This window comes from Frankia gtarii (genome assembly GCF_025403375.1).
Lineage (GTDB): Bacteria > Actinomycetota > Actinomycetes > Frankiales > Frankiaceae > Frankia > Frankia gtarii.
Genome location: NZ_JAMPTM010000015.1, coordinates 38,695 through 51,145 on the forward strand (window position 1 = coordinate 38,695; position 12,451 = coordinate 51,145).

The following is a 12,451-nucleotide window of genomic DNA, read 5'->3' on the forward strand; positions in this document are numbered from 1 at the left end:
GCGGCGGTTGATGGGGCGGCGGCGACGAGGAGGGTCACATGACCATGGACGGATCCGCGTCGAGTCCGGTGCTCGATGATCTGATCGGGTCGCCGCCGGAGATCACGCTCCGGTCCGGGAGTGTCAACGACGCGGCGGCCTCCGTCGTCGCCGTCGTGCTGGCGGCGGGGGAGGACGGGCCGGTCTTCGACGCGACCGCCCGACGGGCCGGCAGCGATCTTGGCGTGGAGCTCGACCGTCTTGTCGAGAGCGAGTCTCTGCGCGGTGACGCCGGTTCTGTGCTGGCCGTCCCGCTCACCGGCGCGGACCGGTCGGTTATCCGACTGCTCGTGGTCGGTGTCGGCGCCGGTGAGCCGCGGGACTGGCGGGCCGCCGGCGCCGCCATGGCGCGCCGGGCCGGCACATCGGCGCGGCTCGCGGTGATCGCGCAGCCCGCGCCGGCCGGCCTGCGGGCCTTCGCCGAGGGGGTCGCCCTCGGCTCCTACCGCGTCTCCGGACTGCTGGAACGGGTCGGTCAACCCGGCCGTCTCGCGAACGGCGGGATCCGGCCCGACGCCCGGGACGGGGCCGGCCCCGACGCGCCCGGCCCCGACGCGCCCGGCCCCGACGCGCCCGGGCGCGACGCGTTGAACGTCAACGAGATCACGGTGGACGACGCCGGCCTCGACGGCATCGACGCCGCCGGCCCCGGCGCGGACGCGGGCGGCGAGGCGTCGACACCCACCGGCGGGCCGCTGCGCCAGGTCGTCGTGGTCACCGACCTCGCGGCGGACCCCGCGGCGCTCGCCGCGCTGGGGGCGGCCCGCGCCGTGGCACTCGGGGTGTACATCGCCCGGGATCTGGTGAACACGCCGAGCCTGGTGAAGTCGCCGGAATGGCTCGCCGACCGGGCGGTGCGCATCGCGGCCGCGGCCGGCCTCACCGCGACCGTGCTCGGCCCGCAGGAACTGGCCGAGCAGGGCTTCGGTGGGCTGCAGGCCGTGGGCCAAGGTTCGCCGCGCCTGCCGCGGCTGGTCCGGATCTCCTACGACGGTCCCACGCTGCCCGCCGCGACGCAGGGGCGCTCGGCCCCCGGTCATCGGGTGCTCGTCGGCAAGGGCATCACGTTCGACTCGGGCGGCCTCTCGCTCAAGCCGGCCGTGTCGATGATCGGGATGAAGACCGACATGTCCGGCGCGGCCGCGGTGCTGGGAACGATGACCGCGCTGCCGGCACTCGGCGTGCCCGGCCGGGTGACCGGCCTGCTCTGCATCGCGGAGAACATGATCGGCGGCAGTGCCATGCGCCCCGGCGACGTCATCACCTGCTGGGGCGGGACGACCGTCGAGGTGCTCAACACCGACGCCGAGGGGCGCCTGGTCCTCGCGGACGGCCTCGCCTACGCGGCGGGTGAGCTCGGCGCCGACGTCATCGTCGACCTGGCCACCCTCACCGGGGCGATCGCCGTCGCGCTCGGCCGGCGCACCGCGGGCCTGTTCAGCTCCGACGACGATCTCGCCGCGGAGCTGGCTGCCGCGGCCGACACCGCCGGGGAGCGGGTGTGGCGCCTGCCGCTCACCGAGGACTACCGACCGGCGATCGACTCGCCGGTCGCGGACCTGGCCAACATCGGCCGGGCGTTGGACGTCGGCGGCGGGTCCATCACCGCCGCGCTGTTCCTGCGCGAGTTCGCCGGGAAGCTGCCGTGGGCCCACCTCGACATCGCCGGCACGGCGCGGTCCGAATCCGACGACGGCGAGATCAGTCGCGGCGGCACGGGCTGGGGGGTCCGCACCCTGCTCAGCTGGCTGGCCGCGGGCACCACCGCGCCGGCGGACGCGTCAGCTCAGACCGGGTAGCGGCTCGCTCCCCGACTGCGCTGGTCGCGATGCCGGTCGGGAGGCCGGTCAGGAAGCGGCCCCGGCTGAGCTCAGGCTGGTGAGCTGGCGGCGGGCCCAGCGCAGGCTGTTGTGCTCCTCCATCACCACGGGCCAGCCCGCCAGCGCCGCCTCGACTGCCTCGCGGTCCGCCACCGCGAGGACCTCGACCCGCAGCTCGTCGATGTCGGCCTGGTCGACGCGGAGCTGGTCGAGGTAGCGGGCGAGGATCCCGCCGGGGTGCGGCTCGCGGACCGAGTAGACCTCCCGGGTGTCCGCTACCCAGCTCAGCCGGTAGGTGCTGTGGGTGTCGTGCTGGTCGGTCCACCCGTCCCCGAACGGGACCTCGGTGGAGGCCTGCCGCCGCGAATCCTCGCGGTAGAACTCCCGGATGTTCATGGATCATCCCTCCCCGCGGGACGGACCCGCGTAAACGGCCGGACGCCGGTCGATGGCCGGTCCCGCCAACCCTGGCTCGCCCGGCCCCAGGGTGGTCGGGCGCTCAGAAGGTCAGCCGCTGCAGCGCCGTCTCGTATCCCTTGGCCTGATCCTCGGTCAGGACCAGAGAAACCCGCAGGACCACGCCGCCCCGCACGTAGACGTACTCGGTGACCAGTGGATTTGCCTCGGTGACGGTCCGGAGTCGGGTGGCTCGCCGCTGGGCGACCGCCGCGTCGCGGAACGTCTCGACGGCCCCGCCGCGCTCGATCGCCCCCACCGGAGCCCCCGCCACCTCGTTCGAACCCACCCGCGGGTCGCTGAACGCGATCCGGCTGAAGTACCCGCCCGCCGCGCCCAGGAGACGGTCGGGGTCGCTGGCGGCGGTGTAGACGACGGTCGTGCGCAGCGGCAGGCCCGCCTCGGCCAGTCTGATCGCGACCTGCTCGGCGGTGAGGTTCGTCAGCAGGCCGCCGGCGCCGCCCTGGCCTGGGCCGGAAGTGCCGGGCGCGGGGGTCGGATCGGTCGGGGAGCCGGCAGTGCCGGCCGTTCCCGCCCTCGCCGGGGACGGGCTCGCCGTCGGCGCCGTGCCCGCTCGGTGCGCCGGTCCCACCAGCCGGTTCAGCGCGTACCCGGCGGAGCCGGCCAGGACCGCTACTACCAGGACGAATGCAACATAAAGCAGCGGGCTGTTCCGTGTGGCCGCGTCCGGCGGCCCGCCATCGCGGTCGCGTCCGTCGATCCCCCCTCGTTCGCGGTGGCCCGCGCCGCCGGCGAGACCAGGCCGACCACTGTCAGGGCCCCGGCGGCCGATGCCGCCTCCGGGGCCGCTGTAGGCCCCGCTGCCGGCCCGGTCCGCACCCGCGTGGGGCACAGTGTGGATGCCGGGATCGGTGTGGTCATCGTGGACTGGGCGGCGACCACGGTCGAATCTGGCCCCACGGTCGACGAGGGTGCCACGATCGGCCTGGACGGCGCCGTCGCCGTAACCTCCGCGGCTGTCGTACTCACCGGGAGGGCCGTACCTGTCGCGGCCGTCGTGGCCTCCGCGGCCGTCCAGTCTTCCGCGGCCGTCCTGGCGTCCGCGGCCGTCCTGGCGTCCGCGATCGTTGTATGGATCGGGATGGTCGTAAGGATCGCGGTCGGCATAGCCGTTGGAGTCGTCGTATCCACCGCGGTCGTCGTATCCACCGCGGTCGTTGCGGCCGCGGTGGTCCTCGTGAACGTGGCGGTCGTCATAGCCGCGACGTTCGCCGAAGGCCCTGGGATCGCCGCGGCCGCTGTGGTCGTCGTGGCCGCCGTGATCCTGGTACCCGCCGCGACCGTCGTAGGCACCGGTGCCCGGGTAGGCGCCCGGACGGGCCTGATCGGCGCGGGTGGCGTGCGCAGCGCGATCGGCGCGGGTGCCGCGACCATCGTCGTCGTGGCCGCCGAGGTCGTCGTGGCTGCCGAGGTCGTCGTACCCGCCGAAGTCGTCGTAGCGCCGGTACTCCCGTGCCGCCGGTGCCATCCACTCCCCAAGGCGTCGAAATGTCACGCTTGAGGGCACCCTACGCGTCTACCGGTCCGAACCCTCGGTGCACCGCGGCAGCGGGCCGGGTTCGCCGGGTGACTCTGCGGCCCTGGCCGCCGCGTCCGGGCGAGTGGCTGACGGGCCGGCCGATGGCCCGCGTGGGCACACCCCCGCCACCCCCGCGGGCGCTATCCGACCGGTGAGGACTTGGCGACCACCGCGATCAGCAGGCCGCCCCCGGTGGTGAGAAGCATCTGGGTGAGCCGTACGTCGTCGCGCACGGCGGTGGCGAGCTCGCGGACGGCAACCGCGTCCGGGCCGCGGGCGCCGGGGTCGACGGCTTGGCCCTCGGCCAGCACGCCCGCGAACACGACCACTCCGCCCGGGCGGAGCAGCCGTAGTGCCTGGGTGAGGTACTCGGTGCCCTCACGCCGGTCGGCGTCGCAGAACACCAGGTCGTAGGCGCCGTCGGTGAGGCGGGGGAGGACGTCGAGCGCGCGGCCCGTGATGAGCCGGCTGCGGCCCGGCGCCATTCCGGCGTCGGCGTAGGTGCGGCGCGCCAGCCGAAGGTGCTCGGCCTCGACGTCGATGGTGGTTAGGGTTCCGTCGGGCCGCATCCCGCGCAACAACCAGGTACCGGAGACTCCGGTACCGGTGCCGATCTCGACGACCGCGCGGGCACTCACGGCGGCGGCGAGGAAGCGCAGGACCGCACCGGCACCGGGGCTGACCGGGACGATCCCGACCTCCTCGGCGCGGGCGCGGGCAGCACGAAGGATCGGGTCTTCCAACAGGAAGCCCTCGGCATAGGCGGCGGCGGAGTCGAGCTCGCCGATTTCGGTGTCCGGCATGACATCCGCAGCCTACGGGAACGGGAGAGCACAGAGGCGCGTTCATCTGGTCAACGCGCATCGTGTCGAGGAACGAGGGGAGAAACATCGGTGTCCGCAGCGGGATTCGCCGCTCCCTGGCCGGCTCGTCGGGTACGTTCGACGCGAACCGACCGAGAGGCGGCCGTGGCTGCACAGGACTCCGGGGCGGGTTCCGACGCCGCCGGCGCCGCCGCCACCACAGATGTTTCCGGTTGGGTGCCTCCGTCCTGGGAGGACGTGGTCCGCGAGCACGGCAACCGGGTCTATCGGCTTGCCTACCGTCTCACCGGCAACGCCCATGACGCCGAGGACCTCACGCAGGACGTCTTCGTACGCGTGTTCCGGTCCCTGGCGGACTACACGCCCGGCACCTTCGAGGGCTGGCTGCATCGGATCACGACCAATCTCTTCCTCGACCGCATGCGGCGGCAGCAGAAGATTCGCTTCGACGCGCTGCCCGAGGACACCGAGCGCCTGGCCGGGCGTGAGGCGAGCCCCGAGGCGGTCTACGCCGAGGCCCATCTCGATGCCGACGTCGAGGCGGCGCTCGCGGCGCTGCCACCCGACTTTCGGGCCGCCGTGGTGTTGTGCGATATCGAACAGCTCTCCTACGAGGAGATCGCCCAGACCCTTGGCGTGAAGCTCGGCACGGTCCGCAGCCGTATCTCGCGCGGACGGGCGATGCTGCGGGCCGCGCTGGCGGACCGCGCGCCCCGCACCGTCGACGGCGCCGTGCTGATCGCCGCCGCCGAGGACCCGGACGACATGTACGCCAGTCCCGCGGCCCCGGCCGGCCGGGGCGATGCGCTCGGTACGGCCGGTGCCGAATCTGGTCAGTCGGCCGCCTCGCCCGGCTCACGGCGAAACCGTGACGATGGCCGTGCCAGAGGCGGGCGGCGGCGTGGAGCCGTGCCCGCCGGAAGCAAGGGTGGTGCTCCCGCGGAGCGGCCCGCGTGACCGAGCATCTTGGCGACCGGATCTCGCCCCTCATCGATCACCAGCTTGATCCCGGTGCGCGGGATCGTGCGCTCGCGCACCTCGCCGGCTGTGGGGACTGCCAGCGTGAGGTGGCGGCGCTTCGCCAGGTGAAGGCCCGGTTGGTCGCGCTCGGCGACCCGGCGCTGCCCGAGAACGTCGCCGACCGACTGCTGCGCATCGGCGCCGGGATGGCAGGCACGGCCCACCCCGAGCCCGAGCATCGCCGCTCCCCGCCGGGTTCCGGTGGCGTGGCTGCAGGCGCAGGCGTGCGGCCCGCGGGTGCCGTTCCGCCCGCCCATGCGGCCTCGGCGGCCGCTGGCCGGGTCACGTCTGCCGGTGGTCCCTCGTCGTCGCCCGCGCGGCGCCCCGATGTCATCGGCCACGGCCGGCGTGCGGCGCAGCCGACCGACCGGGTGGCCTCCCGGGGCGGAACGCGCCGCAGAGCCCTCGAATCACCCGGCGGGACTGGGCGCGGCGCCAGGGCGGCGCCGCGTCGGGGCGCCCCTCGTCGGCCGGGAGCCCGGCCGGGCCGAACGGGGGATCGGCCTCGCCGGCCGCCATCGCCACCCCTGCGGCCCGTCCAAGGGCGTTCGAGTATGCGCCGCACGCTGCTCGGCTCCGCCGCGCTGCTGATGCTCGCCGTCACCGGGGCTGCCGTCGCGGACGGCCGGAGCAGCGCGCGTCCGGGCGGTCCCATCGCGGTGCCGACCGTTTCCTCCGTAGTCGCTCCAGGCTCTTCGACCGGTAGTTCCCTGCGCCTGATCCCCATGTTCGCGCCGATGAAGGTGTCGTTGCACCGTTGACGTCGCGCTCCCGTGTGCCTGCCGGTGACGCGTACTGAACGTCGCGGAAACATTTGCTCCCCCGCCAAGCCTGCGCCGGCCGCATCCGTACTGCCTCAAGTTCCCTTCCGGGGGTGCCCACATGTGGCGGTCGACGTGTGGAGCAGCAGGGACCGTCCGCGCTTTCACCCCCGTCCGGGCGACGGGCAGATGCTACTAACCGATACCTAAAAAGCTTTTTTTCGGCTGTTCAGCGGTAGAGGTCTCCTCTGCTCTGATCTGAGGCTTTACCGTGTAACCCGCTCGAGGTCGTTGCGCGGGGCCTCCCAGGACGGAACCGGTTGCCGGTGTTCCGCCGTGTCGCGCGACGAGCGAGTCGGGAGGTCGTGGTGGACGGCAGCGACAACAAGGCGGCGATCGCCAGCATGGATCCGGTCGACACGCCGAGCAGGCCGCGGCGCCTCGAACGGTCACCCCTGGTCATCGACCCGTCCGCCCTGCCCGGGTGCGGCGAGACCGACCCGGCCGCGGATCATGAGGCCGCCGGGCGACCCGCCGCCGGTCATGCCGAGGCCGGCAGCCCTACCGCTCCTACCGCTCCTGCTCGTCTCGTCGGCTCGGCTGCTGCTGACAGTGCCGTCGTCCCGCCGGCTGCTGCCGGTCCCGCCGCTACGGCCGTTCGCGCCGACCGAGGGCAGGCCTCGGCGGTTCCGGGCGAGCGGGACGCCGACCGGCGACCCTTCGCACACGGCGCCCGCGACGAGACGACGATCCCGTCGACCTCGGCTGCGATGCCGACCAGCCCGCCACCCCGTACGTTCAAGGCAACGGTCCCGCCCGACCAGCCACCCTCCGCCGCGCCGTCCGCGGGCGTCGTCCCGGCGCCGCCCGTGCGCAGCCCGGCGTCGGGCGCTCGGTCCGCACCGTCCGTGGGGACAGCGCCGGTGCAGGCGGCTCTGCCGGCCGCGGGGACCACGCCGCCGACGACAGGGACTGTGCCGGCACAGGGGACTGCGCCGGAGAGTCGAGTTGGGCCAGCGGGCCGAGGCGGCCCGGCGCGCGATGTTGAGCGCACACCTGTGGCCGGGACGTCCAACGGCGTCACGTCGCCCGACAACGACGCACTGCCGCTGGCCGACGGCGCGCTGCCCACCAGGGGCGGCGCCGGGGCGCGAGCGAGCGCCCCCGACGCACCGGACGGACTCGAGGTGTTCGACGAGATGCCCGCCGACGGCGCGGCGGGTCCGCCTCCGGATGCCGTGGGGCCGGATACGGCCGGATCGGAGCAGGCAGCGCCGCCCCCCGCGGCGCGCCCGTCAGTCCGCCGGCCGCCGGTACCCCCGCCGAGCGAGGGCGGGCAGCGCCCGTCGAGCGGTGCCCGGCACGGGCGGCATTCCGGCCGTGGCGCTGGTGGCGCTGGTAGTACCGGTGCCATGGCGGCTGAGACCAGGGTGGAACGGCCTTCGAGGTCGACCTCGGAGGCCTCGGGAAGCCGGGCGCTCACCACGCAGGCAGCAGGGAACGTCACCGTGGCCGCCGGGTCACAGCCGACTCCAGGGGACCGCGGTGGGTCGGCGACGATGGCCGCGCTGCGGCGGGGCGCTGGCCGGCCCGCCGAATCCAGGTCGGCTCCGAGCGGACGTACCGGGTCGGGAGCGACCGTCGCGCCGGCTCGTGAGCCCGCCCGGGGCATCGGATCGGTGACGGCACTGCGGCCCGCTCGGCCTGCTCGGCGCGTCGGCATCGCCGGGCCCGGCGGGGACGCGAAGCCGGACCCGTGGGCTGGGGGCGCCGGCGATGCCGGCGATGCCGGCTATCACGGCGAGGACGGCGAGGGCGGCAGCGCCGCGGCGCCCGCATTCTCGGCGCGGCGGTCAGCGCCGGGTGGCGGCACGAGGCCGGGTGGCGGCGCGAGGCTGGGGGGGCGCCCGATCGTCCTCGGCTGGCGGGTGCTGCTCGTGTGCATGCTCGTCGCGGGGCTGGTGGGCGGTGCGATCAGCGGCCTGGCCGTCGCCATCACCACAGGTGACACCAGCGTCGAGCCGGTGAAGACGCTTGGTGTCGGCAGTCCGGCTCCCGTCACGGACCGCCGCACGGTCGCCGCGGTCGCCGCGGCCGCGTTGCCCACCGTGGTCACGGTCGACGTCGGTGGGGCCGGCGACGACGGCAGTGGCGGCACCGGCTCCGGAGTGATCATCAGCTCGGATGGTTACATCCTCACGAACAACCATGTCATCGCGCCCGCCGTCGCCAACGGCAGTCCGATCTCGGTGCGCCGCTACCAGGAGTTCGGCCAGATCCAGGCCCAAGTCGTCGGGCGTGACCCGCAGACCGACCTCGCCGTGCTGCGCATTCCGGCGCCGACGCCGCTGCCTGCCGCGACGCTGGGCCAGTCCGGCTCGCTCGTGGTCGGGGCGCCGATCGTCGCCATCGGCGCGCCGCTGGGCCTGTCCGGGACGGTGACGACAGGTGTCGTCAGCGCCCTGGACCGCAATCCGACGGTGCCGGCCGAGAACGGCACCGCCGCCACGGTCCTCATCGGCGCAATCCAGATCGATGCGGCGATCAACCCGGGGAACTCCGGTGGCCCGCTGCTCGATGCGCTCGGGCAGGTCGTCGGGATCAACGCGGCGATCGCCGCGGTCCCCGGCCACGAGGAGCAGACCCAGAGCGGCAGCATCGGCGTGGGCTTCGCCATTCCGGTGGACTTCGCGCGCTCCGTCGCCCAGGAGCTCATCGCGACCGGTCGGGCCACCCATCCCTACGTCGGTGCCTCGGCTGCCACCGTCACCGCGGGCGAGGCGACGGCGACCGGCGGGGTTCCCGGCGCCCGGTTGGTGAGCCTCGTTTCCGACGGCCCGGTGGCCCGTGCCGGACTGCGGGTCGGCGACGTCATCACCCGGATCGACGCGAACACGATCCGCGGGACGAATGATCTGCTCGTGGCGGCTCGGCTGCACCGGGTAGGCGACAAGGTCATCGTCACCTATGTGCGTGGCGGCGTCACCGCAACCGCCCAAATGACACTCCAGGAACAACAGAACTGAGTATTGGACATCTTTTCGTTGCCCAGGAGTTCCGCGCGGCAACATCGGGAGAGGTACGCTCAGCCGGTGTTCAACGGTGTCGGGTGGGGTGAAGTCGCAGTCCTGCTGCTGATCGGCCTGTTCGTCTTCGGCCCGGACAGGCTGCCCAAGGCGGCTCGGGACGCGGGGCGCATGCTGCGCCAGCTTCGGCAGATGGCCAACGGCATGCGCAATGATCTCCGGTCCGAGCTCGGCCCGGAATTCGCCGATCTCGACATCCGGGATCTGCATCCCAAGACTTTTGTCCGCAAGCACCTGTTCGAGGACGAGCTCCCGCTGCCGCCGTATCTGACGAAGCGGACCGCACTGGACGCGCTGCTCCTCGGCGACGACACGCCCGCGACCCCGTCGCTGACGAAGTCCTCTCTGCCGAAGGACGCCGCCCGCGAGCCGGGTCGCGCCGACACCCCCGCGCCGTCGGCCCCGTCGACGCCCGCGCTGCTGTCGAAGTCGTCGCCTCCCAAGGCGACCGCCTCCCGTCCCGTCCCGCTCCAGGCCACCGTCCAGCCGGACGCCGCCCCCTTTGACCCCGACGCCACCTGAGCTGCTTGACGTCCTCCCCGCCCTGAGGGACGGGGGTTCCTGCCGTGCCGCGCGGGTTCACGTGGCACCTCGGTGGGTTCCTGTTCCGCGGCCAGCCGCCCGGACAGGTCCGGGTCCTACGTCAGCTCCACAGGCGTTTACCGTCTCCGCCTGACTCGGCGTCGCTGCCGCGTCTTTGCGCCCAGCGGCGACCTTGCGCTGACCCTCGACGAGGATGTTCCGCGCGGCGTCGAGGTCCCGGTCGTGGCTGACACCGCTACGCGCATACATCGAGGGGCAGCAGCGCACAGTCGGACGCCCGCGGGCGCCGGGTGCCGGTGAGTGTCACCGGGGGACCGGGCGCCCGCGGGCGGTCTCTGCCGGGTGTCTCAGCGACCGGCGGGGGTCAGGTTGAGGCTGCGGCCGGCGAGGCCGCGGGAACGGTAGGTGAGGCGGTCGGCCACGGCGCGCAGGGCCTTGCTGGCCTCGCTGTCCGGCTCGGCGACGACGAGGGGGACGCCGTTGTCGCCGCCCTCGCGCAGGCGGACGTCCACCGGGATCTGCGCGAGCAGGGGGACGTCGTGGCCGAGGACCCGGGTCAGCCGCTCGGCCACGGCGGCGCCGCCACCGGAGCCGAAGACGTCGACGCGCTCCCCGCAGTGCGGGCAGGGCAGCCAGGCCATGTTCTCGACGACGCCGACGACGTTCTGCCGGGTCTGCACCGCGATGGTGCCGGCGCGCTCGGCGACCTCGGTCGCGGCGAGCTGGGGGGTGGTGACCACCAGCAGCTCGGAGGAGGGCACGAGCTGGGCCAGGGAGATGGCGATGTCGCCGGTGCCGGGCGGCAGATCGAGCAGGAGGACGTCGAGGTCGCCCCAGAAGACGTCGGACAGGAACTGCTCGAGCGCACGGTGCAGCATCGGTCCGCGCCAGGTCACCGGCTCGTTCCCGCGGGTGAACATACCGGTGGAGATGACCCGCACGCCGTGTGCCTGAGGCGGCATGATCATCTTCTCGACCTGTGTGGGCGGGCGTTCGATACCCAGCATCCGCGGCACGGAGTGGCCGTAGATGTCGGCGTCGAGCACACCGACGGACAGGCCCGTGCGGGCCATCGCCGCCGCCAGGTTCACGGTGATCGAGGACTTGCCGACGCCACCCTTGCCGCTGGCGACGCCGTACACCCTGGTCATGGAGCCCGGTTGGGCGAACGGGATCATCTTGGGGGCGACCCCGCCGCGCAGCTTCGTGTGCAGGGCGGTGCGTTGCTCGTCCGTCATGACCTGCAGGTCGACACGGACCTCACGCACCCCCTCCACCGCGCTGACGGCGCGGCTGACGCGGTTGATGATCTCATCTCGCATCGGGCAGCCGGACACGGTGAGCAGCACCGTGATGTCAACCGAGCCGTCGTCGAGCACGTGGACCGACGAGACCATGTCCAGCTCCGTGATGGGGCGGCCGATCTCGGGATCGTGCACCGTCGCCAGAGCCGACTGGATCGCGTCGGAGGAAGGCCGGGATGGAGACAAGGGAAACCTCAGTCACTGATTGGCATCAGATGCGGCCCTCGAAGCCGCCGTTGACTCCACGATAGCCCGCGGAAAGCTCGTCAGCGTTGGGCCGCCGGCCGGCTGTGAGCCACGGGTGCCAGGATCCGGATGAATCCGTCGGTACCGGTGGTTGTCGACCAGCGTGGCCCGTGGGGTTCGGCGGACCTGTCGGGTATCCGACTCGGAAATCGACTCATCACGGTGACCAGGATTTCCCGGCCGCGCGGCGTCCGCCGGGGCCCGGCCGGTGCCGGGCGGAGCAGCCGGTGGGGGCACTTCACGGCATAGGCTGATCGAAGCGGCAGCGGGAGGACGCGATGGCAGTCGAAGAGGTGATCGGCGCCAGCTCCGAGACCGACGCGGACTGGGTCGACGAGCGCGGCATGCGGGCCTGGCGGGGGCTGCTGCAGGCGCACGCGTACGTCACCCGGGTGCTCGAGGCCGAGCTGGAAGCGGCCCACCATCTGCCACTGGCCTCCTATGACGTGCTCGTCCAGCTGTCCGAGGCGCCGAGCCACGAGCTGCGGATGAGCGAGCTGGCGCAGGCGGTGCTGCTCTCCCGCAGCGGGCTGACCCGGCTGGTCGACCGGATGGAACGCGAGGGGTTGGTTGCCCGCCGGACCTGTCCGTCCGACGCCCGCGGCACGCTCGCCACCCTGACACCGCACGGCCTCGACCGGCTGCGGGCCGCCTCCGGGACCCATCTGAAGGGGGTCGGCCGGCACGTGCTGTCCCACTTCAGTCGGGCGGAGCAGGACCAGCTCGCCGAGTTGCTCGGGCGGCTCGGCCTACCGCGCGCCGATCACGACGGGGCCCGGGGGCGCGGCACGGGCGGGTGAGCACGGGTGGGT

10 protein-coding genes are annotated in these 12,451 nt (G+C 73.5%); 6 read left to right on the forward strand and 4 right to left on the reverse strand.

The window, feature by feature from the left end:
• The first annotated feature begins 38 nt into the window (after positions 1–38).
• Positions 39–1,838 carry a leucyl aminopeptidase family protein gene (locus tag NBZ83_RS04715; protein ID WP_261574409.1) on the forward strand — a complete coding sequence of 600 codons (1,800 nt, stop codon included), beginning with the start codon at positions 39–41 and terminating at the stop codon, positions 1,836–1,838.
• A 48-nt stretch (positions 1,839–1,886) separates the two neighbouring features.
• Here the strand turns inward: NBZ83_RS04715 and NBZ83_RS04720 are convergent, their stop codons facing one another.
• The 3 genes from NBZ83_RS04720 to NBZ83_RS04730 form a co-directional block, all read right to left on the reverse strand.
• Complete coding sequence (locus tag NBZ83_RS04720) at positions 1,887–2,255, reverse strand: hypothetical protein (RefSeq protein WP_261574410.1); 369 nt, start codon at positions 2,253–2,255, stop codon at positions 1,887–1,889.
• A 103-nt stretch (positions 2,256–2,358) separates the two neighbouring features.
• Entirely contained in the window at positions 2,359–3,804 is a 1,446-nt protein-coding gene (locus tag NBZ83_RS04725; protein WP_261574411.1) for a hypothetical protein, read from the reverse strand.
• Positions 3,805–3,995: 191 nt separating this feature from the next.
• Positions 3,996–4,658, reverse strand: a complete 663-nt coding sequence (locus NBZ83_RS04730) for an O-methyltransferase (protein WP_136448387.1) — start codon at positions 4,656–4,658, stop codon at positions 3,996–3,998.
• Positions 4,659–4,823: 165 nt separating this feature from the next.
• On the opposite strand from NBZ83_RS04730, the gene sigE reads away from it, so the two are divergent.
• The 4 genes from sigE (at position 4,824) to tatB (ending at position 10,068) form a co-directional block, all read left to right on the forward strand.
• Complete coding sequence (gene sigE / locus NBZ83_RS04735; protein WP_438803286.1) at positions 4,824–5,636, forward strand: RNA polymerase sigma factor SigE; 813 nt, start codon at positions 4,824–4,826, stop codon at positions 5,634–5,636.
• Complete coding sequence (locus tag NBZ83_RS04740) at positions 5,633–6,460, forward strand: anti-sigma factor family protein (protein ID WP_261574414.1); 828 nt, start codon at positions 5,633–5,635, stop codon at positions 6,458–6,460. The genes sigE and NBZ83_RS04740 overlap by 4 nt, the downstream gene beginning before the upstream one ends.
• A gap of 1,679 nt (positions 6,461–8,139) precedes the next feature.
• Complete coding sequence (locus NBZ83_RS04745; RefSeq protein WP_261574415.1) at positions 8,140–9,486, forward strand: S1C family serine protease; 1,347 nt, start codon at positions 8,140–8,142, stop codon at positions 9,484–9,486.
• A gap of 66 nt (positions 9,487–9,552) precedes the next feature.
• Complete coding sequence (tatB, locus tag NBZ83_RS04750; RefSeq protein ID WP_261574416.1) at positions 9,553–10,068, forward strand: Sec-independent protein translocase protein TatB; 516 nt, start codon at positions 9,553–9,555, stop codon at positions 10,066–10,068.
• A 368-nt stretch (positions 10,069–10,436) separates the two neighbouring features.
• Here the strand turns inward: tatB and NBZ83_RS04755 are convergent, their stop codons facing one another.
• Entirely contained in the window at positions 10,437–11,579 is a 1,143-nt protein-coding gene (locus NBZ83_RS04755; RefSeq protein ID WP_261564980.1) for an Mrp/NBP35 family ATP-binding protein, read from the reverse strand.
• A 338-nt stretch (positions 11,580–11,917) separates the two neighbouring features.
• Between NBZ83_RS04755 and NBZ83_RS04760 the strand changes: the two genes are divergently transcribed.
• Positions 11,918–12,439 carry a MarR family winged helix-turn-helix transcriptional regulator gene (locus tag NBZ83_RS04760; protein WP_261564979.1) on the forward strand — a complete coding sequence of 174 codons (522 nt, stop codon included), beginning with the start codon at positions 11,918–11,920 and terminating at the stop codon, positions 12,437–12,439.
• The last annotated feature ends 12 nt before the right edge of the window (positions 12,440–12,451 follow it).

What these genes read in the sequence shown, in the direction of transcription:
- NBZ83_RS04715 (WP_261574409.1), top strand. Translation starts at nt 39, where the DNA reads ATGACCATGGACGGATCCGCGTCGAGTCCGGTGCTCGATGATCTGATC.
- NBZ83_RS04725 (WP_261574411.1), bottom strand. Translation starts at nt 3,804, where the DNA reads ATGGCACCGGCGGCACGGGAGTACCGGCGCTACGACGACTTCGGCGGG.
- NBZ83_RS04730 (WP_136448387.1), bottom strand. Translation starts at nt 4,658, where the DNA reads ATGCCGGACACCGAAATCGGCGAGCTCGACTCCGCCGCCGCCTATGCC.
- NBZ83_RS04720 (WP_261574410.1), bottom strand. Translation starts at nt 2,255, where the DNA reads ATGAACATCCGGGAGTTCTACCGCGAGGATTCGCGGCGGCAGGCCTCC.
- NBZ83_RS04760 (WP_261564979.1), top strand. Translation starts at nt 11,918, where the DNA reads ATGGCAGTCGAAGAGGTGATCGGCGCCAGCTCCGAGACCGACGCGGAC.